Here is a 24,652-nt window from a genome sequence, read left to right on the forward strand (position 1 = left end):
CGCTCACGAGCGCATCCTCAGGCCGCGCGGATTCGCGACGAAGCCGGCGGCGACGAGGGCGTCGCCGAAGGGCGTGCCGAGCGCGAAGACGCCGTCGATCTTCTCGACGGTCAGCTTCTCGACCCCGCGGGAGCGGACGAGCTGCGAGAGGGCGCCGGCCGCGTCGGCGAGGGCCGCCTCGTCGGCGGTGAAGGTGAGGGCGGTCTTGCCGCCGCGCTCGAGGTAGACCGCGAGCGCTCCGTCGACGACGGCGACCAGCGCGCCGGCCTTCCGACCGGGGCGGTGCCCCTCGCCCTGCGGCCACGGCAGAGCGGCGCCGAACGGATTGGCGGGGTCGGTCGCCGCCAGCGCGAGCACCGGTCGTGAGCGCTCCTGCGCCTCGTCCTGCGGGGCGAACGTGCGGAGCCGGTCGACGCTGCCGGCGGTGCCGAACTGTGCTGCTCCCAGCTTCTCGATGAAGTAGCCCCTCCGGGCGCGGCCCTGCTGCTCGAAGCCGCTCAGCACCTTGTAGGCGAGGGCGAAGCCGCCCAGGACGCCCTCGGCCTGCACGGAGCCGCGGGTGACGATCCCGTACCGCTCGAGCAGCGTCTCGCCGAGCGCGTGCCCGCGTATCGTCGCGTCCGACTCCGCGAGCGGCACGATCGACCAGCGGCCGCCGGCGGTCGGCGGCCCCACGCGGGTGGCCATCGTGGGGCGGGCGGTCATCCGGCCCCGGGGCGCGCGGGCGCGGGCGGGGGCGCGCGGCTGGCGGTGGGCGCCGCCGGTCGAGCCGACGAGGGTGCGCAGCGGCGCCAGGGTGTCGTTCGTGACGAGCCCGGCCCAGACCAGCTCCCACAGGGCCTCGACGAGGCCCGCGTCGTCGGTGGAGCCGACCGCGTCGGAGAGCTGGCGGAAGAAGTAGCCGCCGCCCGAGCCGAGCACGCCGACGATCTCCTGCTGGAGCTCGGTCAGGGTCACGGACTCGGCGGCGGGGACGGGGAGGGTCAGCCCTGCCGTGTCGGCGAGATGGAGGCTCACCCAGCCGTCGTTGCCGGGCAGGGTGCCCGCGCCGGCCCAGAGGACCTCGCCGGTCGCGGTGAGCTCGTCGAGCATCGCGGGGGAGTAGTCGCGCACCCGGGCGGGCAGGATCAGCGACTCCCAGGCGGACGCGGGGATGGGCGCGCCGGCCAGCTGGTCGATCACGGAGGCCACGCCGTCGATGCCGCGGAGCGAGCCGCCGACGTGCTGCCAGGCGGGGAGGAAGCGGGCGTACGCGGCCGCGTCCACCGGCTCCACCTCCTTGCGGAGTGCGGCGAGAGAGCGGCTGCGCAGGCGGCGCAGCACCTCGGCATCGCACCACTCGGTCCCGGTGCCGGTGGGGCGGAACTCGCCCTCCGAGACGCGGCGCTCGCCCGCGAGGCGGCGCAGGGTGTCGGTGACGACCGCGACTCCGAGGCCCAGGCGGGTGGCGACCGCGGCGGCGGTGAAGGGGCCGTGGGTGCGCGCGTAGCGGGCGACGAGGTCGCCGAGCGGATCGCGGACCGGGTCGATGAAGGCGACGGGGACGCCGATCGGCAGGGGCACGCCGAGAGCGTCGCGGAGCCGGGAGGCGTCCTCCATCGCGGCGTACCGCTGCTCACCGCCGAGGCCCACGGGCAGGACGCGCTTGGCCTTCACGAGCGCGGCCACGTCGGCCTCGAGCACCGCGCGCTCGATCGCGGGCGCCTTCGCGACGTCCGCCGAGGCGACCGATTCGTCGACCAGGCGCTCCCCGAGCTCGTCGAGCGTCAGCGGGCCGAGCAGCCGGAGCAGGTCGGCGGCGCCCTCGAGCCCGCGGAGGCGGCGCTCGGGCTCGACGCGCTGCAGCTCGCGCTCGATCTGCGCGAGGACGGCCGGGTCGAGCAGCTCGCGCAGCTCCGCCCGGCCGAGCAGCTCGCCGAGGAGCGTCGCGTCGACCGAGAGCGCCGCGGCACGGCGCTCGGCGAGCGGGCTGTCGCCCTCGTACATGAAGGCGGCGACGTAGCCGAAGAGCATGGACCGCGCGAACGGACTGGCGGTCGGCGTCTCGACCTCGAGGATCCGCAGCTCGCGCCCGTCCAGCCGCGCGGCGAGCCGGAGCAGCGCGGGCAGGTCGTAGACGTCCTGGAGGCACTCGCGGACGGTCTCGAGGATGATCGGGAAGGTCGGGTAGGTGCGGGCGACGTCGAGCAGCTGCGCCGCCCGCTGCCGCTGCTGCCAGAGCGGGGAGCGCTTGCCCGGGTTGTACCTCGGGAGCAGGAGCGCCCGCGCCGCGCACTCGCGGAACCGGGCGGCGAAGAGGGCGGAGCCGCCGACCTCGCTCGTGACCAGCTGCTCCAGCTCCTCGCGCTCGAACAGGAACAGCTCGGAGCCCGGCGGCTCCGACTCCGTGTCGGGGATCCGCACGACGATGCCGTCGTCCCCGGCCATGGCCGCTCCGTCGACGCCGTGCCGCTCGCGGACGCGAGCGCCGATGGCGAGCGCCCATGGCGAGTGCACCTGCATCCCGTACGGGGAGTGCAGCACCAGCCGCCAGTCGCCCAGCTCGTCGCGGAAGCGCTCGAGCACGAGGGTGCGGTCGTCCGGGATCTGCCCTGTGGCCAGGCGCTGCTCGTCGAGGAAGGAGAGGAGGTTGTTGGTCGCGTACTCGTCGAGCCCGGCCGCCGTGCAGCGCTCGCGGGCCGTCTCGGGGGCGGCGGCGCCCACCTCGCGGGTGAACGCCCCGATCGCCTCGCCGAGCTCGGCGGGGCGCCCCTGCGAGTCGCCCTTCCAGAACGGGAGGCGCCCTGGCTCGCCGAACGCCGGCGTCACGATCACGCGGTCGTAGGTGATCTCCTGGATGCGCCAGCTGGTGGCTCCGAGCGCGAAGACGTCGCCGACGCGGGACTCGTAGACCATCTCCTCGTCGAGCTCTCCGACGCGGTTGCCGGTCGAGCCCGGCTCGCCGACCATGAACACGCCGAAGAGCCCGCGGTCGGGGATGGTGCCGCCGCTGGTGACGGCGAGGCGCTGGGCGCCGGGCCGGCCGGTGAGCGTGTTCGCGTCGCGGTCCCAGACGAGCCGCGGCCGCAGCTCCGCGAACTGGTCGGAGGGGTAGCGGCCCGAGAGGAGGTCGAGGGTCGCCTCGTAGGCGGAGCGGGGCAGGGACACGAAGGGGGCGCTGCGGCGGACGGTGTCGAACCAGTCGTCCACGTCGAGGCTCTCGAGGGCGGTCGCGGCGACGGTCTGCTGCGCGAGGATGTCGAGCGGGTTCGCGGGGACGGCGATCGCCTCGATCAGGCCCGAGCGCATCCGCTCCGTCGTCACGGCGGAGTGGAGGAGGTCGGCCCGGTGCTTGGGGTAGAAGGACCCGCGCGAGACCTCGCCGACCTGGTGGCCGGCTCGACCCACGCGCTGCAGGGCGCTCGCGACAGAGGGCGGCGTCTCGACCTGGACGACGAGGTCGACCGCGCCCATGTCGATCCCCAGCTCGAGGCTCGAGGTCGCGACCACGCAGCGCAGGCGGCCGGACTTCAGGTCGTCCTCGATGATCGCGCGCTGCTCCTTGCTCACCGAGCCGTGGTGGGCGCGGGCGAGCAGCGGCTCCTCGTCGGGCGCGGACTGCCCGCTGCCGCTCGTGCCCCCGGCCGCTCCCATCGCCTCGGCCGGGGAGCGGCGGACGGAGGAGGAGGCCGCCTCGGCGAGCAGGGCCCCGACGGCGACGGGCTCGCCCGCCTCGCGCGCCCGCTCCCCGGCGAGCTCGCGGCGCTCGGCGTAGATCTCGTTGAGCCGGGCGGTCAGCCGCTCGGCGAGGCGGCGGGAGTTCGCGAAGACGATGGAGGAGGTGTGCGCGAGGACCCGGTCGACGATCGACTCCTCGACGTGCGGCCAGATCGACCCGCTCTGCGGACCGGTGGCCCCCATCGTCGATCCGTCCTGCGGAGCCGCCGTCCCCAGCTCGGACATGTCCTCGACCGGGACGACGACGCTGAGGTCCCACTGCTTCTCGGACGCCGGAGCCACGATCGCGACCGGGGAGCGGCCGGCGAGGAACCGGGCCACCTCCTCGCGCGGACGCACCGTCGCCGAGAGGCCGATGCGCTGCACCGGCTTCGGGAGCAGGGCGTCGAGCCGCTCGAGGGAGACGGCGAGGTGCGCCCCGCGCTTGGTCGACGCGACCGCGTGGACCTCGTCGACGATGACCGTCTCGACGCCGCGGAGCGACTCGCGCGCCGCCGAGGTGAGCATGAGGTAGAGCGACTCGGGGGTCGTGATCAGGATGTCCGGCGGCGTCTTCTGCAGCACGCGCCGCTCGGCGGCGGGCGTGTCTCCCGACCGCACCCCGACGGTGACCGTGGCCGGCGCGCTGCCGATGCCCTCGGCGCTCAGCCGCAGCGCCGTCTGGGTGACGCCGACGAGCGGCGAGCGGAGGTTGCGCTCGACGTCGACGCCGAGAGCCTTCAGCGGCGAGACGTAGAGCACGCGCGTGCGGTGCTGCGGATCCTCCGGCGGCGGGCCCTGCACGAGCCGGTCGATCGCCCAGAGGAAGGCCGAGAGCGTCTTGCCGGAGCCGGTGGGAGCGACCACGAGGGCGTGCGCTCCACTCGAGATGGCCGACCAGGCGCCCTCCTGGGCGGCGGTCGGCGCCGGGAACGCGCCCTCGAACCACGCGCGCGTGGCGGGGGAGAAGCGCTCGAGGACGTCCGGCATGAATCCATCCTCCCTGCCACCTCCGACATTGCCGGGGCCGCGGCCCGGGGGCGAGCCCTTGACGCGGGGGAGTCCGCCCGTCAGGCGAAGCCGAGACGCACGAACGTGCCGATGTCGGCGAGCTCGGCCTGCCCGACTCCGTGGGCGACGCCCTCGTAGACCCGGGCGTCGAGCGCCGTGTGCTCCGGGAACCAGGCCGCCGCGTCCCGCACGAGCTCCTCCGGGATCACCGTGTCGAGCGTCCCGCGGCCCCAGAACACCGGCGGACGCTCGCGGGCGAGCCGCTCGTCAGCGTCGTCGCCCTCGGCGAGCGGGACCACGAACCCGGACAGGGCGACCGCGAAGGCGAAGCGGCCCGGCGCGCGCCGCAGCAGCTGCACCGCCAGCGCGGCGCCCTGGGAGAAGCCCAGCAGCCCCACCGGGCCCGGGTGCTCCAAACCGTCGAGCCACTCGATCACCCCCGCCGCCGCCGCTTCGACGGCCTCGGGATCGGCCCGCGGCTCGTCCGGCACCAGCGGGACACGGAGGGGCCACCACGCGTTCGCCCCGCCGCCCAGGGCGAGAGGCGCCCGGAGGGACGCGAGGACCGGCTCCAGCGGCAGGTAGGCGCCGAGCGAGAACAGGTCCCCCTCGTGCGAGCCGTAGCCGTGCAGCAGCACCAGGAGGGGCCTGCCGACGCGGTCGCGCTCGGAGGAGGACCACAGCACCGCGTTCGCGTCGATTCCCATCGCACCATCATCCCCCTGAGTGCGGGATCGCCGCCGCCGGTCGGAACACCAGCCGCGAAGGGTGAGAATGGCTGCATGAGCGTGCGCACCCCTGACCCGAACTCCGGGTGGCTGTCCGACGACGAACTCGCCGAGATCCGCCGGCGGCTCCCGCTGCTGTACGTGGAGGCCGTGCCCGTCCGGGTCGACGGGCTCGGGCAGGTCACCGAGGTCGGCGTGCTCCTGCGCGCGACCCCCTCCGGCCAGATCACCCGCACGATCGTCTCGGGCCGCGTGATGTACGGCGAGACGTTGCGCGACGCGCTGTTCCGCCACCTCGAGAAGGATCTCGGCCCCATGGCCTTCCCCCTCCTCCCGGCGAGCCCGCTCCCCTTCCACGTCGCCGAGTACTTCCCGATGCCCGGCATGGGACCGTTCACCGACGACCGCCAGCACGCGGTCTCCCTCGCCTACGTCGTGCCCGTCACCGGCACCTGCGACCCCCGCCAGGACGCCCTCGAGCTCACCTGGATGACCCCCGACGAGGCCTGCTCCGACGCGATCTCCGCCGAGATGGAGGGCGGGCGGGGCGCGCTGATCCGCGCCGCGCTCGCTTCCGTCGGCCGCCTGTCCTAGCGGCGCGGATCGGCCGCGGTGCTTCCTGCGCCGATAGCGGCGCGCCGCGGTCGGCTCGCAGGGACAGCAGGCCGCCTGGAGCATCGTGCGTCCGCCTGGACCGATTCGCCGGCACGCGACTCGGCCGTTCGGCTTGTGGATCCGGCATCCACGGGACCTCTGTGACCGGGCGAGGAGAGGCGGCGCTCCTGCCCGACGACGGCGCAGCAGGGGACCGCCTGATCAGGACGCGGTGAGGACTTCCGGAGCTCCCTGCGCGGGACTCCGCTCGAAGAGGTGAAGCGGGAACGACGAAGGGCCGGGGCCCGCGACCAGTAGTCGCGGGCCCCGGCCCTTCGTGATGTCGGCGCCCTGATCAGGACGAGCGCTGAGGTGCGATCACCGAACGCTCAGCCCGGTCGCGACACGCTCTGCGCGTCGCAACCGTGCTTGAAGCCGAGCGCGGAGCGCCGCTACGCGGCGCACAAAACGGTTCAGCCCTGCGCGCGGCGGCCGCCGCGGCGGGCGCCGCCGCCGGCGGACTCGCGGGCGGGAGCGGCCGAGGCCGCTCCGCCGGTCGCGGTGCTGTAGAACGAGCGCGATCCGCCCGAGGTCGAGGGGGCACCGGCGGCCGAGCGGCTGCGGCCTCCGCGGGCGCCGCCGCGGGCGGGTCCCTCGGCGGCGGTGCGGTCGCGGCGGGGGCGGTCGCCTCCGCCGGTCGCGGCACCCGTCGAGCGTCCGCCGCGGGGTGCGGCGGTGCCCTCGGTGCGGGCCGCGCGCTTGCGCTGCGCGTTGGCGCCCTGCGAGCGTCCGCCCTGCGACTGGCCGCGGACGGGCTCGACGACGGCGCTGGGGGTGACGTACGGAGCGACGTCGCCGACGAGCTTCGCGACGGCGGCCGAGTCGGCCGTCACCTGCTGGGGCGCGACCTGGATCGCGGCCTTGCGGAGGAGGGTCTTCACGTCGCTGCGCTGCGTGGGCAGGACGACGGTGACGACGTCTCCCTCGCTGCCGGCGCGGGCGGTGCGGCCCGAGCGGTGCAGGTACGCCTTGTGCTCCATCGGCGGGTCGACGTGGATGACGAGCTCGACGTCGTCGACGTGCACGCCGCGGGCGGCGACGTCGGTGGCGACGAGGACCTTGACGGTGCCGGCGCCGAACGCGGCGAGGTTGCGGTCGCGGGCGACCTGCGAGAGGTTGCCGTGCAGGTCGACCGCGGGGATGCCCTGGCCGGTGAGCTGCTTGGCGAGCTTCTTCGCGTGGTGCTTGGTGCGCATGAAGAGGATGCGGCGGCCGGTGCCGGACGCGAGGGTCTTCACGAGCGCGTTCTTGGCGTCGAGGCCGTCGACCTCGAACACGTGGTGGGTCATCAGCGCGACGGGCGAATTGGCCTCGTCGACCGAGTGGAGCACCTCGTTCTGGAGGTACTTCTTGACCAGCTTGTCCACGCCGTTGTCGAGCGTCGCGGAGAACAGCAGGCGCTGCCCGCCGCGGGGGGTCTTGTCGAGGATGCGCGTGACGACCGGCAGGAAGCCGAGGTCGGCCATGTGGTCGGCCTCGTCGAGGACGGTGATCTCGACGGCGTCGAGGTTCACGAAGCCCTGCTTCATCAGGTCCTCGAGGCGGCCCGGACAGGCCACGACGATGTCGACGCCCTGCTTGAGCGCGGCGACCTGGCGCTGCTGCGAGACGCCTCCAAAGATCGTGGTGGTGACGATGCCGTAGGCGTCGGCGAGGGGCTGCATCGCGGCGGTGATCTGCGTGGCGAGCTCGCGGGTCGGCGCGAGGACGAGTCCGAGCGGGCGGCCGGGGCGGCGGCGTCCGCCGGCGAGCGAGCCGCCGAGTCGGGCGATCATCGGGATGGAGAAGGCGAGGGTCTTGCCGGAGCCGGTCTTGCCGCGGCCGAGGACGTCGCGTCCGCCGAGGGTGTCGGGCAGCGTGTCGACCTGGATCGGGAAGGGCTCGGTGATGCCGCTCGCGGTGAGCGCGGCCACGAGGGGGGCCGGCACGCCGAGGGCGCTGAAGGAGAGGGGGGTGTTCGACATGGAGTGGTGCCTTTCGGGGGCATCATGCCGATCGAGGACGCGCGGGCGGTGGCCGGGGCGCGGGTGATCGGCGTTCGGGCGAAGGTGACGGTGGTCACATCCGTTCGCCGTACGATTCGGTGCGCGCGGCCGGGGGCCTCATGCACGTGCGCCAGATGGTCGGGACGGATCCTCGACGGTCAGAGTCCTAGGGGACAAGGGGCGTTCTACGACGCGGGGGAGCGCAGTCGCTGCGCTCGCACCGTCCCACTCTAGTGGATGCCGATCCATCCGCGCATCGCGGCCTGCACGCGGGAGCCGTCGCGGTCGCTCAGCTTGGTCCCGACGAAGTCGCCCGCCCAGTCCGAGGTCTGCACGCGGAAGGCCGGCTCCGGGTCGCGCAGGGTCTTCAGGATGACGGCGGCGACGTCGGACGGGTCCTGCGCGTGGGTCGAGGAGAAGGACGACGCGGCGCGGTCGAGGTAGGCGCCGAGCGCCGGCGAGTAGGGGCCGGCCTGCGCGAGCATCGCCGCCGCGTCGATGCCGACGTTCTCGACGAAGCTGCTGCGGACCGCTCCCGGCTCGATCAGCGACACGTGGACGCCGACGGAGGCGGCGACCGGGGCGAGCGCCTCGAAGAACCCCTCGACCGCGAACTTCGCCGCGCAGTAGTCCTCGTTGAACGGCTGCCCGATCGCGCCGCCGACGCTCGAGACGGTGACGATGCGACCGCGGGACGAGCGCAGCATCGGCATCGCGGCGCGGGTGACCGCGACGGTGCCGAAGAAGTTGACCTCCATCACGCGGCGCAGCTCCTCCGGATCCTCCAGCTCGAGGGTGCCGAGGTGGCCGGCTCCGGCGTTGTTCACGAGGGCGTCGAGACCGCCGAGCTCCTCCTCCACGGCGCGGAGGCAGCCGGCGACGGAGTCCGCGTCGGTCACGTCGAGCGCCCGCAGGTCGAGCTCGACGCGTGCCTCGGCGGCGGCGGCGCGCAGGCCCTCCGCCCGCTCCGGATCCCGCACGGTGGCGACCACCCGCCAGCCCGCGCGCGCGGCCTCGATCGCGGTGGCGCGGCCGATGCCGGTGGAGGTTCCGGTGACGAGGAGGACGGGACGGGGCATGCGGCTTTCCTGCTTTCCGGCGCACGACGGCGCCGCCCGGAGGCTATCGGCCGCCCCTCCGAGAACGTCCAGGGTCGGTGTCAGCCCCGGTAGCGCTCGCCGACCGGCACCTCGACCGGCAGCCGGTTGCCCGCCTGGGCGAGCGGGCAGGCCCAGGCCGGGTCGTAGGCGCAGGAGGGGTTGTAGGCGAAGTTGAAGTCGAGGACCAGCGTCCCCGGGGCGGAGCCCGGACCGAGGTCGGCGCCCTTCACGGTGTCCAGGAGGTAGCGGCCACCGCCGTAGGTGCCGCCGGGTGTCCCCGCGAGGGCGTCCTTGACCGGCAGGAACAGGCCTCCGCCGTAGGACGCGAGGCGCCAGACGTCGAGGCTGCCGGCGTCCGGCACCTCGACCGTGCCGATCAGCTCGAAGGGGACGGTGCCGTCGGTGCCGGTCTCCACGTCCATCCGCCGCGCCTCCTCGGCGGGGGCCACCTCGAGCTCGAAGCGCCAGGCCGCGTCGTAGGGCGCGATCGGCAGCGAGCGGAAGTGCGCACGGTCGGCCGGGAGGAGGGGGGTGGAGGGGTGCTGCGCGAAGAGCGCGTTGCGCCCGCGGATCCAGGACGCGTGCGCGGCGAGCAGGTCCACGTTCGAGAGCCGGCGCACCTCCGCGTAGAGGGCCTGGACGTGGCGGCGCCAGTCCGACACCTCGACCGCGTTCGTGAGGCGGCGGCGGGGCGAGACGCCGTCGTCGTCCTGCTCCTCCTCGTCGGCGGAGGGCCACTGGAGGCGCAGGAGCTCCGAGCGCGACAGCTCGGTCTCCTCCTCGGCGACACCGTCGGGGCTCATGCGGCGGACTCCCCGCGCGGGCGGGTGTCGGCACCGACATCGTGGCGCCAGGACGGGGCGAGGGAGCGGATGCGGATGCCGCGCCACTGCCAGAACGCCCACATCGACGGCCAGAGCGCGGCCGAGGCGAGGCCCGCCGAGAACTCGAGGCGGTCGCGGAAGAGCGTGCGCCCGTCGGGGAGCGGGGCGACGGCCATGCGGTGGTCCCACGCGGTGATCAGTCGGAGGGAGCCGGTGAGGGGACCGCCGCTGTCGCGCAGGATCCGCACGTCGGGCATCGAGGGGACGCGGCGGTAGGAGAGGTCGATCTCCTGCGCGCCCATCGGCACGATCCCGAGGGCGTCCATCGCGACCTCGTGGGAGCCGAGCCCCCAGGTCGGGCGGAAGCCGCCCTCGTCCAGCGACGCGGCGGTCAGGAGCGGGGACATCACCTCCCGGAACACGGCCGGACTCTGCAGGGCGCGCCAGGCGGAGTCGGCGTCGGTGTCGAGCACGTGCTTGAGCATCACCTTCACGAGGGACATCCTCCTCCGCCCGCCCCGGCGCGGGAACCGGGTGCGCGCGGAGCCCCGGACGTGTATGCGCCTCCGGTGCTCGCTACCGTGTCAGGGTGACCGCTCCCGCCGCCTCCGTCGACCAGTCGACCTACCAGATCCGCTTCGAGTGGGGGGCCCGCGCCCTCCGCGTGCTCGCCCCCGCCCACGTCACGGTGCTCGTCGACGCTCTGCCCGGAGGCGAGAGCCCCGACCTCGGGGGAGTGGAGGGCCGCGTCGTCCGCGCGGGCCTGGCCGACCGCTCGGCCGTCGCCCGCTGGATCCTGGAGCGCCAGCACGAGAACGGCGGGCGCACCAGCGTCAACGTGATCGCCCTCGGCGACATCGATGACAGCGGAGCGGCGCGGTTCGCGATGGAGGACCAGCTGGCGGCCGGCGCCGTCGTCGACGCGCTCATCGGGCTGGGCATCGACCACGTCTCGCCCGAGGCCGCGGTGGCCTGCGCGTCCTACGAGGGCCTGCGCCGGGCGTGCGCGCATCTGCTCACCGCGTCCGAGTCCGGCCGCCTGCTCGCCGCCGAGGGGCGGGCGGACGAGGTCCGGGCCGCTGCCCGGGTCGACACCGTCGACGAGGTGGCGGTCCTCCGCTGACCCGCCGCTCCGGCGGGCGCGGCCTCCGAGCGGTGCAGGGCGTCCGCGGAGCGCACAAGCCCCTGCGGATCCGAGCCGCCGCCTCGACCACTCGCCCGCCCCCGGCGTAGCGTTCGGCGGAGGCGGTCCCTCCGTCCCCGCCCCGACCGAAAGCTGGCCCGCATGAAAGCCGTCCTCAACGACGTCGTCCTCGCCGACGCCCCCGACTCCGACCTGATCTCGATCGAGGGCAACTGGTACTTCCCGCCGTCGAGCATCGCCGAGGGCGTGCTCGTCGAGAGCCCTACGCCCTACACCTGCCCGTGGAAGGGCGAGTGCCAGTACTTCTCGGTGCAGACCGGCGACGGCCTGCAGAAGGACAAGGCCTGGTCGTACCCGCACCCCTACCCGACGGCGTTCGACCGCGTCGGCAAGGACTTCTCGGGCTACGTCGCCTTCGACCGCTCGGTCCGCGTCTCCGACTGACCCGTCCCGCCGCGGTGCCGCTCCCGGTGCCGCGGCGGTGCGTCAGCCGCGCGGGGCGGCGGCGCGCGCCCGGTACGCCCGGACCTTCGACCGGTTCCCGCATCGCTGCATCGAGCACCAGCGGCGCGACCCGGCTCGGGACGTGTCGAGGTAGAGCATCCGGCACTCCGGATCCGCGCAGCGCCTCAGCCGTCCGGCCACGGCCGGGCCCAGCAGCCCCACGGCCTCCCGGGCGATGGACGCGAGCGCCTGCCTGCCCGCCGCGTGGAGCCGTCCTGCCTGCCGCGATCCGCCGCTCAGCACCGGCGGGATATCGGGCATCGCCGCGACCAGGTTGACCACGTCGACGTCGCGCGGGTCGGGCGCGGTGCCCGCCTCGGCCGCGACGGCCAGCCGGGCGATCGCGCCTCGGAGCATCAGCGCGTCGTCGAGGCGCGCGTCCCGGCTCTCGGGGACGACCGCCTCGAAGCGCTCGGCGAGCCAGGCGGCCAGGGCGGCATCGGAGTCGAGGTGCTCGGCCGCTCCCGGAGGCAGTGCTCCGGTCGTGGCGAAGTCGAGTGCGAGGCTTCCGGAGTCGAACCACCAGCGCCGGCCGTCGGCCTCGGGGAGCCACTGCCCGGTGACCGGCGTGCGGCCGCCGTGAGAGGCCTCGTCCGGGGTCACGGCGCCGGGACCGGTCGGCGCCGCCACTGGATCGCGTTCGCGGGCTCGAACCGGCGCGCGCAGCGGCCGCAGGCCAGGGGCCGGGTGGGCCGGCGATGGCGGTAGAAGAGGTGTCCGCCCGGGCAGGTGCCGACCCACGGCGCGAGCTCGTCCGCGGTCGGGTTGCTGTGGGTGCGCGATCCCGTGTAGCCGAGCCGTGCCGCGATCCGCCGCCACGGCGGTCCGTGCCCGGCGTCGGGCCCGGCGAGCGCGTGCGCGACCTCGTGCAGGAGGGTCTGCCGGACCTCCTCGTCGCTCCAGCGGGCGGCGAGGTGGCGCGAGACCGTGATCCGGCGGCGCGTCCAGTGGCAGGCGCCGCCGCGGGTGCGCGCGTGGTCGAGCGCGAAGGACCAGGAGGGGTCGAGGTGCTCCTCGATCAGCGCGTCGGCCCAGCGGGCCACGTCCTCGAGGTCGGCCACCGGTGGCGCTGCCTAGGACTCGTCGCCGTCGGCGCGGCGGCGGCCGCGGGCGGTGCCGTCGGTGCGGGCTTCGCGGTCGGTCCCGTCCTGGAACTCGGAGGCGGCGGCGTAGCCCAGGCGCGCGACCTCGAGCTCCTCCTCGGGGACCCCGACGCGTTCGCCGAGGGCGGTCGCGGCGTCGAAGTCGCGCATCGCCCGGCCGTACTCGCCCAGCTCGAAGAAGGTGAGGCCGCGGTGCTTGAGCGCGAAGGAGTGCTCGAGGTGCCACTCGTGCGTGCGGGCCTCCTCGACGCAGAGCGCGAGCTCCGAGAGGGCCTCGTCGGTGCGGCCCCGCAGCTGCATGAGGCGGGCGCGGCGGACGCGGGCGGTGAGCAGCTCGGCGCGGTCGCCGGAGAAGCGGGTGCGGCGGACGGCCTCGTTCGCGAGGTCCCACGCCTCGTCGACGCGCCCGAGCAGGCGCAGCAGCTCCGCCTTCTCGGTGAGCGCGGCGAGGCTGCGCAGCGCGCCGATCTCCTCCAGGCGCTCCTGGGCGGCGTCGACGTCGATCTCCTCGTGGAGGGTCGCGGGGTCGTGGCGGATGATGATGCTCAGGGCGATGCTTCCTCGTGGAGTGCGGATCCGGATCGTCGCGCGCGGCGGACGAGAGGACGGTCGGGGTCGCTGACCCCGGCGTCGAGTGTACCGGCGGGTCCCCGGACGGCGCCCCGACGCGCGGCCCGGGTCAGCCCCGTCGCACCTGGAAGATGCTCCGCGCCGGCAGCGGCGACGGGGTGGCGGTCTCGTCCGTGACGACGAGGGCGCCGGCGATGAAGTTCTCGAGCTCCCGCCCCTGCACCAGCTTGGAGGGCGCGGGGTCGGAGGCGAGGCGCCGCGGCAGGCCGTCGAGCGGCAGCGGATCGGCCGAGGCGAGCATCACCACGTTCCCGAAGCGCTTGGCCTTGAGCATCTGGGTGTCGGTCATGATCGCGGTGTGCGCGAAGACGGAGGCGAGCGTCGCGGCCTGGGCGCGGGCGAAGGCGAGCGCGCCGCCGTCTGCCACGTTCACCGCGACCAGGCCGCCGGGGGCGAGCAGCGGCGCGATCGCCCCGTAGAACTCGGCGCTGGTCACATGCGCGGGAGTGCGCGCGCCCGAGAAGATGTCGACGACGACCACGTCGACCGTGCCGCGCAGCCCGGGCGGCAGCTTGCCGAGCACCTCGCGGGCGTCGCCCTGGCGGATGCGGATCTGCGCCCCGCGGGGAAGCGGGAGCGCCTCGCGCACCAGCTCGACCAGAGCGCCCTCGATCTCGACGACCTGCTGGCGCGAGCCCGGCCGGGTCGCGGCGACGTAGCGGGGGAGGGTCAGCGCTCCGGCGCCCAGGTGGAGCGCCGTGACGCTCTCGCCCTCGGGGGCGACGAGGTCGATCGCGTGGCCGATCCGGCGGACGTACTCGAACGAGAGGTGCGTCGGATCCGCGAGGTCGACGTGCGACTGCGGAGTGCCGTCGACGACCAGGGTCGCCGCCTCGGGCGAGTGGCGGTCGGGCTCGATCCGCGCGGTGTACCCGCTGGCGAGCACGGCGCGGGGGTGCTCGGAGTCGTCTCCGCGTCGGCGGCCGGTGCGTTCCTGCATCCGACCAGTCTGCCGCGGCGGCGGGACGGCGGGGCTCCGCGCCCGGCCCGGTCGGATCGATCCGGGAGGCCGCGGCCTCGTATACCGGACCCCGCGGGGCGGCGCAAGCATCCGCACTTGCGCGGCGTGGCGCGATGCGGCTATATTCGTACTTTGCGCTCCCGAGTACCCATGCCCTCATATCGCGGTCGGCAGGTCACCGGAACCCGGCATCAGATGGTGGATGCCGTTGCCACACTCTAGCCCCGCCCCCAAGACCGAGTCGCCTCGGTCCGCACGGCGTGCGGGCAGGGGTGGCGGCCCGTCCGGCGGGAGCCCACTCCACACATCCCACAGATTGAGACCCGCGAGGGTCTACGGAGGTTCCTTCCTTGGCTGCTGCGTCCACCGCGACCACCACCTCACCCAAGAACGGACGCGGAGCTTCGCGTCTCTCGTTCGCCAAGATCAGCGACACCCTGACCGTTCCGGATCTGCTCGCGCTGCAGACCGAGAGCTTCGACTGGCTCGTCGGCTCGGAGGCGTGGAAGACCCGCGTCGCCGAGGCGAAGGCCGCCGGCCGGGAGGACCTCCCCGCCAACTCCGGCCTCGACGAGATCTTCGAGGAGATCTCCCCGATCGAGGACCTCAGCGAGACGATGCAGCTGAGCTTCACGAACCCGTACCTCGAGCCCGAGAAGTACACGATCGAGGAGTGCAAGGAGCGCGGCAAGACCTACGCCGCTCCGCTGTACGTCGAGGCCGAGTTCATGAACCACCTCACGGGTGAGATCAAGACCCAGACGGTCTTCATGGGCGACTTCCCGCTGATGACCGAGAAGGGCACGTTCATCATCAACGGCACCGAGCGTGTCGTCGTGTCCCAGCTCGTGCGCAGCCCCGGCGTCTACTTCGAGCGCCAGCAGGAGAAGACGTCCGACAAGGACATCTACTCCGCCCGCGTCATCCCGAGCCGCGGCGCCTGGCTCGAGTTCGAGATCGACAAGCGCGACCAGGTCGGCGTGCGCATCGACCGCAAGCGCAAGCAGTCGGTCACCGTGTTCCTCAAGGCCCTCGGCCTCACGAGCGAGGAGATCCTCGAGCAGTTCGCCGGCTACGAGTCGATCGAGCTGACCCTCGAGAAGGACAACATCCTCACCAAGGAGGACGCCCTCCGCGACATCTACCGCAAGCTCCGTCCGGGCGAGCAGGTCGCCGCCGAGGCCGCCCGCGCGCTGCTGGACAACTTCTACTTCAACTCCAAGCGCTACGACCTCGCGAAGGTCGGCCGCTACAAGATCAACCGCAAGCTCGGCATCGACAAGGCGCTGTCCGACTCGGTGCTCACGGTCGAGGACATCATCGCGACCATCAAGTACCTGGTCGCCCTGCACGACGGTCGCACCGCCCTCCCCGGCGTGCGCGACGGCGAGCCGGTCGAGCTGCGTCTCGACGTCGACGACATCGACCACTTCGGCAACCGCCGCATCCGCGCGGTCGGCGAGCTGATCCAGAACCAGGTCCGCACCGGACTGTCCCGCATGGAGCGCGTCGTCCGCGAGCGCATGACCACGCAGGACATCGAGGCGATCACCCCGCAGACCCTGATCAACGTGCGCCCCGTCGTCGCCGCGATCAAGGAGTTCTTCGGGACCAGCCAGCTGTCGCAGTTCATGGACCAGAACAACCCGCTCGCGGGTCTGACCCACAAGCGCCGCCTGTCGGCGCTCGGCCCCGGCGGACTCTCCCGCGAGCGCGCCGGCGTCGAGGTCCGCGACGTCCACCCCTCGCACTACGGCCGCATGTGCCCGATCGAGACCCCGGAAGGCCCGAACATCGGCCTGATCGGATCGCTCGCGTCCTTCGCGCGCATCAACTCGTTCGGCTTCATCGAGACCCCGTACCGCAAGGTCGTCGACGGCACCGTCACCTCGCAGATCGACTACCTCACCGCGTCCGAGGAGGACGAGTACCTGGTCGCCCAGGCGAACGCCCCCCTCACGAAGGACTTCCGCTTCGCGGAGGGCAAGGTCCTGGTCCGCCCCAAGGGCGGAGAGGTCGAGCTCGTCGACGCCGAGCGCGTCCACTACATGGACGTCTCGCCGCGCCAGATGGTCTCGGTCGCGACCTCGCTGATCCCGTTCCTCGAGCACGACGACGCGAACCGCGCGCTCATGGGCGCGAACATGCAGCGTCAGGCCGTCCCGCTGCTGCGCAGCGAGTCGCCCGTCGTCGGAACCGGCATGGAGGGCTTCGCGGCCATCGACGCCGGCGACGTCATCACCGCCGACAAGGCCGGTGTCGTCCAGGAGGTCTCCGCCGACTCCGTCACCGTCCAGCTGGACGAGGGCGGCACGCAGACCTACTTCCTCCGCAAGTTCGACCGCTCCAACCAGGGCACCTCGTACAACAACCGCGTGGTCGTCTCGGCCGGCGAGCGCATCGAGGTCGGCGAGGTCGTCGCCGACGGCCCCGCCACCGAGAACGGCGAGCTCGCGCTGGGCAAGAACCTGCTCGTCGCGTTCATGCCGTGGGAGGGCCACAACTTCGAGGACGCGATCATCCTCAGCCAGAACCTGGTGAAGGACGACGTCCTCTCCTCGATCCACATCGAGGAGTACGAGGTCGACGCCCGCGACACCAAGCTCGGCAAGGAGGAGATCACCCGCGACCTCCCCAACGTCAGCCCGGAGCTCCTGGCCGACCTGGACGAGCGCGGCATCATCCGCATCGGCGCCGAGGTCCGCCCCGGCGACATCCTCGTCGGCAAGGTCACGCCCAAGGGCGAGACCGAGCTCTCGGCCGAGGAGCGCCTGCTCCGCGCGATCTTCAACGAGAAGAGCCGCGAGGTCCGCGACACGTCGCTGAAGGTGCCCCACGGCGAGCAGGGCACGATCATCGGCGTCAAGGTGTTCGACGCGCAGGACGGCGACGACGAGCTCGGCTCGGGCGTCAACCAGCGCGTGGTCGTCTACATCGCCCAGAAGCGCAAGATCACCGAGGGCGACAAGCTCGCCGGCCGCCACGGCAACAAGGGCGTCATCTCGAAGATCCTGCCGGTCGAGGACATGCCGTTCCTCGCCGACGGCACCCCGGTCGACATCGTCCTCAACCCGCTCGGCGTCCCCGGCCGCATGAACTTCGGCCAGGTCCTCGAGATCCACCTCGGGTGGATCGCGAAGCAGGGCTGGAAGGTCGAGGGCCAGCCGGAGTGGGCCGCCCGCCTGCCCGAGCACGCCCGCGAGGCGGCGCCCGGCACCAAGGTCGCGACCCCCGTCTTCGACGGTGCGGCGGAGGAGGAGCTCGCAGGGCTCCTCGACTCCACCACCCCGACACGCGACGGAGAGCGCCTGATCGGCTCGTCCGGCAAGACGCAGCTGTTCGACGGCCGCTCCGGGGAGCCCTTCCCGGACCCGGTCTCGGTCGGCTACATGTACATCCTGAAGCTGCACCACCTCGTCGACGACAAGATCCACGCGCGCTCGACGGGCCCGTACTCGATGATCACCCAGCAGCCGCTCGGTGGTAAGGCGCAGTTCGGCGGACAGCGCTTCGGCGAGATGGAGGTGTGGGCCCTCGAGGCCTACGGCGCCGCCTACGCCCTCCAGGAGCTCCTCACCATCAAGTCGGACGACATCCTCGGCCGCGTGAAGGTGTACGAGGCCATCGTCAAGGGCGAGAACATCCAGGAGCCCGGCATCCCGGAGTCCTTCAAGGTCCTCATCAAGGAGATGCAGTCCCTGTGCCTGAACGTCGAGGTCCTCTCGGCCGACGGCACCGCGGTCAGCCTGCGCGACACCGATGACGAGGTCTACCGCGCCGCGGAAGAGCTCGGCATCAACATCTCCTCCCGGTTCGAGTCGTCCTCCGTCGACGACATCTGATCCGCGCCAGCATCTGACGACCTCCCGTCTCTGACGAGACACCCTGTTTTCCGACAAGGAGAAAACATTGCTCGACGTAACCACTTTCGATGAGCTGCGCATCGGCCTCGCAACGGCCGATGACATCCGTCGCTGGTCGCACGGTGAAGTGAAGAAGCCCGAGACCATCAACTACCGCACCCTGAAGCCCGAGAAGGACGGCCTGTTCGGCGAGCAGATCTTCGGACCCTCTCGCGACTGGGAGTGCTCCTGCGGCAAGTACAAGCGAGTCCGCTTCAAGGGCATCGTCTGCGAGCGCTGCGGCGTCGAGGTCACCAAGTCCTCGGTCCGCCGCGAGCGGATGGGCCACATCGAGCTCGCCGCCCCCGTCACCCACATCTGGTACTTCAAGGGCGTCCCCTCGCGCCTCGGATACCTGCTGGACATGGCGCCGAAGGACCTCGAGAAGGTCATCTACTTCGCGGCGTACATGATCATCGACGTGGACGACGACGGCCGTCACGCCGACATGCCCGGCCTCGAGAACGAGCTCCGGCTCGAGATCAAGACCCTCTCGGACCAGCGCGACTCCCGCATCGCGGACCGTCTGGCGCGCCTGGAGACCGACCTCGCCGCCCTGGAGGCGGAGGGCGCCAAGAGCGACCAGAAGCGCCGCACCAAGGACGGCGCCGAGAAGGAGATGGGCCAGATCCGCAAGTCCTTCGACGAGGACATCGCGCGGCTCGAGAGCGTGTGGGAGCAGTTCCGCACCCTCAAGGTCGGCGACCTCAAGCCCGAGGACGCGGTCTTCAACGAGCTCGTCGACCGGTACGGCGTCTACTTCGAGGCCTACATGGGCGCCGAGGCGATCAAGAAGCGCCTCGAGCAGTTCGACCTCCAGGCCGAGGCCGAGACGCTGCACCTGCAGATCGCCGAGGGCAAGGGCCAGAAGAAGATCCGCGCCATCAAGCGGCTGCGCGTCGTCAACTCGTTCCTCGCCACCGGCAACTCGCCGGCCGCGATGGTCCTCGACGTCGTCCCGGTCATCCCGCCGGAGCTGCGCCCGATGGTGCAGCTCGACGGAGGCCGGTTCGCGACCAGCGACCTGAACGACCTCTACCGTCGCGTGATCAACCGCAACAACCGACTCCGCCGCCTGCTCGACCTCGGTGCCCCCGAGATCATCGTGAACAACGAGAAGCGCATGCTCCAGGAGGCGGTCGACGCCCTCTTCGACAACGGCCGCCGCGGCCGCCCCGTCACCGGAACCGGCAACCGCGCCCTCAAGTCCCTGAGCGACATGCTCAAGGGAAAGCAGGGTCGCTTCCGCCAGAACCTGCTGGGCAAGCGCGTCGACTACTCGGGACGCTCGGTCATCATCGTCGGCCCGCAGCTCAAGCTGCACCAGTGCGGTCTGCCCAAGCAGATGGCGCTGGAGCTGTTCAAGCCGTTCGTGATCAAGCGCCTGATCGACCTGTCGCACGCGCAGAACATCAAGGCCGCCAAGCGCATGGTGGAGCGCTCGCGCCCGCAGGTGTGGGACGTGCTCGAGGAGATCATCCGCGAGCGCCCCGTCCTGCTGAACCGTGCGCCCACGCTGCACCGTCTCGGCATCCAGGCCTTCGAGCCCCAGCTGGTCGAGGGCAAGGCGATCCAGCTGCACCCGCTCGTCTGCGCCGCGTTCAACGCGGACTTCGACGGCGACCAGATGGCCGTCCACCTGCCGCTGTCCGTCGAGGCCCAGGCCGAGGCGCGCATCCTGATGCTCGCGTCGAACAACATCCTCAAGCCCTCGGACGGCCGTCCGGTCACCCTGCCCACGCAGGACATGATCATCGGCCTCCACCACCTGACGACGATCCGCGAGGGCGCCGCCGGCGAGGGCCGCGCGTTCTCCTCCGTCTCGGAGGCGATCCTCGCGAAGGACCAGGGCTCGCTGCACCTGAACTCGAAGGTCAGGATCCGCATGTCGGACGTGTACTTCGCGCAGGGTCAGGCACCCGAGGGCGTCGAGATCGACGAGAACGGCAAGGTCACCGCGCCGGTCCTCCTCGAGACCACGCTCGGCCGCGCCCTCTTCAACGAGGCGCTGCCGGTCGACTACCCCTACTTCGAGCAGGTCGCCGACAAGACGACCATCTCCGGGATCGTCAACGACCTCGCGGAGCGCTACCCGAAGGTGGAGGTCGCCGCCTCCCTCGACCGGATCAAGGACGCCGGCTTCTACTGGGCCACCCGCTCGGGTGTCACCGTGGCGCTGTCCGACATCCTCACGCCTCCGTCGAAGCCCGAGATCATCGCGGGCTACGAGAAGAAGGCCGCGAAGGTCGAGTCCGAGTACGACAAGGGTCTGACCACTCAGGCCGAGCGCCGCCAGGAGCTCGTGAAGATCTGGACCGAGGCGACCGACGAGGTCGCCAAGGCCATGCGCGCGAACTTCCCGACGGACAACACCATCAACCGCATGGTCACCTCCGGTGCCCGCGGCAACTGGCTGCAGGTGCGCAACATCGCCGGCATGCGAGGCCTGGTGAACAACCCGAAGGGCGAGATCATCGCCCGACCGATCATCTCCTCGTACCGCGAGGGCCTGTCGGTCGCCGAGTACTTCATCGCCACGCACGGTGCCCGCAAGGGCCTGGCCGACACCGCGCTCCGCACCGCGGACTCGGGCTACCTGACGCGTCGACTCGTCGACGTCTCGCAGGACGTCATCATCCGCGAGGAGGACTGCGGCACCTCGAAGGGCCTCGACCTGCCGATCATGCTCCAGGACGCCACCGGCGCCTGGATCAAGGACTCCAACGTCGAGAACTCCGTCTACGCCCGTTCGCTCGCCACCCCGGCGTCGAACGAGGCCGGCGAGCTCGTCGCCGAGGCCGGCGAGGACGTGGGCGACGTGCTCATCGAGAAGCTGGTCGGAGCGGGCGTGCGCCACATCAAGGTGCGCTCCGTCCTGACCTGCGAGTCCGCCGTCGGCGTCTGCGCGGCCTGCTACGGCCGCTCGCTCGCCACCGGCAAGCTCGTCGACATCGGAGAGGCCGTCGGCATCATCGCGGCCCAGTCGATCGGCGAGCCCGGCACGCAGCTCACGATGCGCACCTTCCACACCGGTGGATCGGCCTCGGCCGACGACATCACGCAGGGTCTTCCCCGCGTGCAGGAGCTCTTCGAGGCCCGCACCCCCAAGGGCGCGTCGCCGATCGCGGAGGCCGCCGGCCGGATCACCATCGAGGACACCGACCGTGCCCGCCGCGTCATCCTCCAGCCGGACAACGGCGACGAGGCGGTCATCTACCCGGTGCTCAAGCGCTCGCAGCTCCTCGTCGAGGACGGCCAGCACGTCGAGCTCGGGCAGCAGCTGCACGTCGGAACGGTCGACCCCAAGGAGGTCCTGCGCGTGCTGGGCGTCCGCGAGGTCCAGAAGCACCTGGTGGGCGGCGTCCAGGGCGTCTACCGCTCGCAGGGTGTGCCGATCCACGACAAGCACATCGAGGTCATCGTGCGTCAGATGCTCCGCAAGGTCACCGTGGTCGACCACGGCGACACGGAGCTGCTGCCGGGCGAGCTCGTCGACCGCTCGCGCTACAGCGAGGTCAACCGTGCGGCTCTGACCGAGGGCAAGCGGACCGCGTCCGCCCGCCAGGAGGTCATGGGCATCACCAAGGCCTCGCTCGCGACCGAGTCGTGGCTGTCGGCCGCGTCCTTCCAGGAGACCACCCGCGTCCTCACGCAGGCGGCCATGGAGGGCAAGCGCGACCCGCTGATGGGCCTGAAGGAGAACGTGATCATCGGAAAGCTGATCCCGGCGGGAACCGGTCTGCCCAAGTACCGGAACGTGTCGGTCGAGGCGACCGAGGAGGCGAAGGCCGAGCGGTACCCCAACCGCATCTTCGCCGACGACGCCGCGTTCAGCGACGCCGACCTCTCGTTCGTCGACTTCGACTCGTTCTCGAGCGACGGCTACGAGCCGGGCAACTACAGCTGATCCAGGTGAGCTGAACGATCGAAGGCCCCGTCGGGACACCGGCGGGGCCTTCGTCGTCCCCGACCCGCGGTCACCCGCACGGGGGGCCGCCCGTTCGCGACGAGCGGCCTTCCCCGCAGGAGCGGGGTGATTGACTCGATGGGTGCTCGTCGGGTCGAGCCTGTACCCGTTCCCCGTCCTGGTCGCGGCACGTGAGGAAACGCGCGGATGAGACTCGTGATCGTCGTGCTGGCCGCACTGCTCGTGGTGGTCGGCGTCGTCGTGGTGCCCGCGGTGCGGGCGGAGGCGGCAGAGGCGGTCGCACCCTCGTCCTGCGGCGTCGCGGAGCTGGCTCCCGTGCTCGCGGGCGACGACGTCCGGCCGCGCTCCGCCGCCGCGCTGGTCCCCATCGTGATGCTGCACGGCTGGCTGGGCACGGCGACGCACGACGCCGACCGCACAGGGGCCTTCTCCCATCTCGTCGACATGGTGTCGTCGGAGTCGGCGACCGCTCCGCTCGACGCTCCCGAGACGTCCCTCCTCGGCCGGCTGCAGCAGATCGACGGCGCCGCGGTCTACACCTTCGACTACCGCCGGCTCGCCGCGCGCTGGGTCACCGACCCGGGGATCAGCGACGCGCTCGCCTCCTCGATCGCCTGCCTCGTCTCCGCGACCGGGCACCGCGCCGTCGTCGTCGCGCACTCGATGGGAGGGCTCGCCGCCCGCCAGGCGCTGAGCGGCTCGGTCGACGGGACCGCCGTCGCCTCGATGGTCTCGTCCGTCCTCACCTTCGGCACCCCGAACACGGGATCCGACGTCGCGGAGCGCCTCGGACGGATGGTCGACGACTCCGGCCAGGTCAGCCCCGCGGTGATCGCAGGACTGGACCCGCAGAGCCGGCTGAGCGTCTCGGCGATGCTCGCCTCCTGCGGGGACGCCGTCTCGGAGGACGCCGAGTACGCGGGGGAGTGCACGGGAGTGCCGATGATCGACGCCCTCGCCTCGGCGGCGGGCAAGGGCCTGCGGACGGGATCGACCGAGCTCGGCTCCCTGCCGCCCTGGCCCGCCGGCGTGCACGTGACGGCGCTGGTGGGTGACATCCAGGTGACCGCCGCGGTGGCGCTCGGCCTCGCCACCGCGCCGGTCGACCTCGGCGACATCATGGTCGCGACCGGATCGGCGACGGCCGGAGTCGACGACTACGTGGTCTCGACCTGCCGCTACACCTACCTCGCCGCGGCGGACGTGCCGTCCCTCGTCGCCGAGCTCTCGCCGTTCGCGCGGCTCGGCGATGCTCTGCGCTTCGCGAAGCTCGTGGTCGACGTCGACGCGAGCCCGTGCCACCACGCGCGGCTGACCCGGAACCTCGACCTCGTCGAGCACGCCACCGGCGTCGTGTCGGACGTCGTCGCGGGCGAGCTGTCCGCTCCGCACGCCTCTCGAGCGCAGACCGCGGCGAGGGCGCTCCCGGCGGCGGAGGAGTCCCGGAGGCGGTCGTAGTGACGGGTCGGCGGACACCGCCGAGGAGACACCATGTCGCGTCAGTTGACGGACGTCTGTCGGGAAGCATACGGTCGGACCGGCCCATGGGGAGGCCGCCTGGGGGACAGGCAGCGCGGCCCGCGCGGCACCCGAGCCGCATGCGCGGGCCGCGCCCGTCTCCGATCTCCTCTCACGTTCCGCGCTCCCTCCGGGTACGCTCGGCTGGACAGTAGATGTCGGAGGCTCCTCCGTGCATCCCGGCGCCGGAGGCCTGATGAGCGACGACCCCCTCGATGCGGAGGAGCCGGCGCGTCCTCCCCGCCTGACCCGCGAGCAGGTCCGCACCCGCCTGCTGGACGCCGCTCTCGCGGTCGTCCGCGCCGAGGGCCTGCGCGTCGGAGTCGCCCACCTGCCCCTCGAGGACGTCATCCGCTCGGCGGGTGTTCCGCGCAGCACCGTGTACCGGATCTGGCCCACTCGCCAGTCGTTCTACGACGAGCTGATCGCCGCGATCCCGGAGCGGGTCCTCGCCACCCGCCTCGACCAGCCGTCCCTGCGGGCCGGGAACTCCCACCTCCACCGCAGCCTCGACCCCGAGCCGACCCCGGCGCAGCGCCGCGAGGCCCTGATCGCCTCCGTCCGGGTCGCCGTCGACGCGAACGTCGACAACGTCTTCTCGTCGCAGCACTGGCGCAACTTCATCGCTCTCGCCGGCGCGGTGGGCTCGCACGAGGAGCCGGCGCGGACCGCCATCGGATCCGCTCTGCGGTCCCGCCAGCTGCACTTCATCGACAACATGGCGAAGTACTACGAGCACACCCTCGCCGAGGCGGGGCTCCGGCTGCGCCCGGACCGCGGCGCCGCCGCTCTCGCCTCCGCCGTCTCGGCCCTGATCGAGGGTCTGTGCATCGCGCGGATCGCGGCACCGGAGCTGGTGACCGGCCCGCTCGACCCGGCCGATCCCGACGGACCGTCGCTGGCGGTGGTGTCGGTGCTGCTGCTGATCGACGGGTTCACCGAACCGGACGAGTGATCCGGGTCG

At 72.5% G+C, this 24,652-nt stretch carries 17 protein-coding genes; 7 read left to right on the plus strand and 10 right to left on the minus strand.

Going from position 1 to position 24,652, the window contains the following annotated elements; translation table 11 throughout:
- Positions 1-3 precede the first annotated feature (3 nt).
- Positions 4-4,686, minus strand: a complete 4,683-nt coding sequence (locus C5D04_RS04385) for an ATP-dependent helicase (protein WP_104347295.1) — start codon at positions 4,684-4,686, stop codon at positions 4-6.
- 80 nt (positions 4,687-4,766) lie between these two features.
- Positions 4,767-5,414: an alpha/beta hydrolase gene (locus C5D04_RS04390; RefSeq protein ID WP_104260904.1), complete on the minus strand. Its 648-nt coding sequence runs from the start codon at positions 5,412-5,414 to the stop codon at positions 4,767-4,769.
- A 75-nt stretch (positions 5,415-5,489) separates the two neighbouring features.
- Here C5D04_RS04390 and C5D04_RS04395 point away from each other — a divergent pair, with 75 nt between their 5' ends.
- On the plus strand, positions 5,490-6,029 hold the full coding sequence (locus tag C5D04_RS04395) for an NUDIX hydrolase family protein (RefSeq protein WP_104225113.1): 540 nt from the start codon (positions 5,490-5,492) through the stop codon (positions 6,027-6,029).
- A gap of 473 nt (positions 6,030-6,502) precedes the next feature.
- Here C5D04_RS04395 and C5D04_RS04400 read toward each other — a convergent pair whose 3' ends face one another.
- The 4 genes from C5D04_RS04400 to C5D04_RS04415 all read right to left on the minus strand — a co-directional run bounded on the left by C5D04_RS04400 (position 6,503) and on the right by C5D04_RS04415 (position 10,501).
- Positions 6,503-8,053, minus strand: a complete 1,551-nt coding sequence (locus C5D04_RS04400; protein ID WP_104225114.1) for a DEAD/DEAH box helicase — start codon at positions 8,051-8,053, stop codon at positions 6,503-6,505.
- Between the two features lie 251 nt (positions 8,054-8,304).
- A complete protein-coding gene (locus C5D04_RS04405) occupies positions 8,305-9,153 on the minus strand; it encodes an SDR family oxidoreductase (RefSeq protein WP_104233932.1) in 849 nt (282 codons plus the stop codon).
- An 80-nt stretch (positions 9,154-9,233) separates the two neighbouring features.
- Positions 9,234-9,977: a DUF1684 domain-containing protein gene (locus C5D04_RS04410; RefSeq protein ID WP_104233931.1), complete on the minus strand. Its 744-nt coding sequence runs from the start codon at positions 9,975-9,977 to the stop codon at positions 9,234-9,236.
- On the minus strand, positions 9,974-10,501 hold the full coding sequence (locus C5D04_RS04415) for a hypothetical protein (RefSeq protein WP_104238079.1): 528 nt from the start codon (positions 10,499-10,501) through the stop codon (positions 9,974-9,976). Before C5D04_RS04415 ends, C5D04_RS04410 begins: the two co-directional genes overlap by 4 nt.
- An 86-nt stretch (positions 10,502-10,587) precedes the next feature.
- On the opposite strand from C5D04_RS04415, the gene C5D04_RS04420 reads away from it, so the two are divergent.
- Both C5D04_RS04420 and C5D04_RS04425 read left to right on the plus strand, forming a co-directional pair.
- A complete protein-coding gene (locus C5D04_RS04420; protein ID WP_104292493.1) occupies positions 10,588-11,121 on the plus strand; it encodes a 2-phosphosulfolactate phosphatase in 534 nt (177 codons plus the stop codon).
- A 162-nt stretch (positions 11,122-11,283) separates the two neighbouring features.
- On the plus strand, positions 11,284-11,586 hold the full coding sequence (locus tag C5D04_RS04425; protein WP_104224584.1) for a DUF427 domain-containing protein: 303 nt from the start codon (positions 11,284-11,286) through the stop codon (positions 11,584-11,586).
- A gap of 42 nt (positions 11,587-11,628) precedes the next feature.
- On the opposite strand, the gene C5D04_RS04430 is transcribed toward C5D04_RS04425, so the two are convergent.
- From C5D04_RS04430 to C5D04_RS04445, 4 genes are all read right to left on the minus strand, one after another.
- Positions 11,629-12,276, minus strand: coding sequence for a CGNR zinc finger domain-containing protein (locus C5D04_RS04430; protein ID WP_258068829.1), 648 nt, complete (start codon positions 12,274-12,276; stop codon positions 11,629-11,631).
- Positions 12,246-12,707 carry a SprT-like domain-containing protein gene (locus C5D04_RS04435; protein WP_104233929.1) on the minus strand — a complete coding sequence of 154 codons (462 nt, stop codon included), beginning with the start codon at positions 12,705-12,707 and terminating at the stop codon, positions 12,246-12,248. Before C5D04_RS04435 ends, C5D04_RS04430 begins: the two co-directional genes overlap by 31 nt.
- Positions 12,708-12,719: 12 nt before the next feature.
- Positions 12,720-13,049: a hypothetical protein gene (locus C5D04_RS18115; protein ID WP_181027192.1), complete on the minus strand. Its 330-nt coding sequence runs from the start codon at positions 13,047-13,049 to the stop codon at positions 12,720-12,722.
- Between the two features lie 379 nt (positions 13,050-13,428).
- Entirely contained in the window at positions 13,429-14,319 is an 891-nt protein-coding gene (locus C5D04_RS04445; protein WP_104226766.1) for a spermidine synthase, read from the minus strand.
- Between the two features lie 371 nt (positions 14,320-14,690).
- Here C5D04_RS04445 and rpoB point away from each other — a divergent pair, with 371 nt between their 5' ends.
- From rpoB to C5D04_RS04465, 4 genes are all read left to right on the plus strand, one after another.
- A complete protein-coding gene (gene rpoB / locus C5D04_RS04450; protein ID WP_104224581.1) occupies positions 14,691-18,182 on the plus strand; it encodes a DNA-directed RNA polymerase subunit beta in 3,492 nt (1,163 codons plus the stop codon).
- 67 nt (positions 18,183-18,249) lie between these two features.
- On the plus strand, positions 18,250-22,149 hold the full coding sequence (locus tag C5D04_RS04455; RefSeq protein WP_104295961.1) for a DNA-directed RNA polymerase subunit beta': 3,900 nt from the start codon (positions 18,250-18,252) through the stop codon (positions 22,147-22,149).
- A 207-nt stretch (positions 22,150-22,356) separates the two neighbouring features.
- Positions 22,357-23,628, plus strand: coding sequence for a triacylglycerol lipase (locus C5D04_RS04460; RefSeq protein WP_104295962.1), 1,272 nt, complete (start codon positions 22,357-22,359; stop codon positions 23,626-23,628).
- A gap of 256 nt (positions 23,629-23,884) precedes the next feature.
- The gene (locus C5D04_RS04465) at positions 23,885-24,643 is read left to right on the plus strand and encodes a TetR/AcrR family transcriptional regulator (RefSeq protein WP_104267764.1); all 759 of its coding nucleotides are present in this window, start codon (positions 23,885-23,887) and stop codon (positions 24,641-24,643) included.
- The last annotated feature ends 9 nt before the right edge of the window (positions 24,644-24,652 follow it).

The organism is Rathayibacter sp. AY1D2 (assembly GCF_002932695.1).
In the GTDB taxonomy this organism is placed as follows: domain Bacteria; phylum Actinomycetota; class Actinomycetes; order Actinomycetales; family Microbacteriaceae; genus Rathayibacter.

Bases quoted from the DNA above. Each gene is read 5' to 3' on its own strand.
- C5D04_RS04385 (WP_104347295.1), bottom strand. From the start codon at position 4,686: ATGCCGGACGTCCTCGAGCGCTTCTCCCCCGCCACGCGCGCGTGGTTC.
- C5D04_RS04390 (WP_104260904.1), bottom strand. From the start codon at position 5,414: ATGGGAATCGACGCGAACGCGGTGCTGTGGTCCTCCTCCGAGCGCGAC.
- C5D04_RS04395 (WP_104225113.1), top strand. From the start codon at position 5,490: ATGAGCGTGCGCACCCCTGACCCGAACTCCGGGTGGCTGTCCGACGAC.
- C5D04_RS04400 (WP_104225114.1), bottom strand. From the start codon at position 8,053: ATGTCGAACACCCCCCTCTCCTTCAGCGCCCTCGGCGTGCCGGCCCCC.
- C5D04_RS04405 (WP_104233932.1), bottom strand. From the start codon at position 9,153: ATGCCCCGTCCCGTCCTCCTCGTCACCGGAACCTCCACCGGCATCGGC.
- C5D04_RS04410 (WP_104233931.1), bottom strand. From the start codon at position 9,977: ATGAGCCCCGACGGTGTCGCCGAGGAGGAGACCGAGCTGTCGCGCTCG.
- C5D04_RS04415 (WP_104238079.1), bottom strand. From the start codon at position 10,501: ATGTCCCTCGTGAAGGTGATGCTCAAGCACGTGCTCGACACCGACGCC.
- C5D04_RS04425 (WP_104224584.1), top strand. From the start codon at position 11,284: ATGAAAGCCGTCCTCAACGACGTCGTCCTCGCCGACGCCCCCGACTCC.
- C5D04_RS18115 (WP_181027192.1), bottom strand. From the start codon at position 13,049: ATGCAGCTGCGGGGCCGCACCGACGAGGCCCTCTCGGAGCTCGCGCTC.
- C5D04_RS04445 (WP_104226766.1), bottom strand. From the start codon at position 14,319: ATGCAGGAACGCACCGGCCGCCGACGCGGAGACGACTCCGAGCACCCC.
- C5D04_RS04460 (WP_104295962.1), top strand. From the start codon at position 22,357: ATGAGACTCGTGATCGTCGTGCTGGCCGCACTGCTCGTGGTGGTCGGC.
- C5D04_RS04465 (WP_104267764.1), top strand. From the start codon at position 23,885: ATGAGCGACGACCCCCTCGATGCGGAGGAGCCGGCGCGTCCTCCCCGC.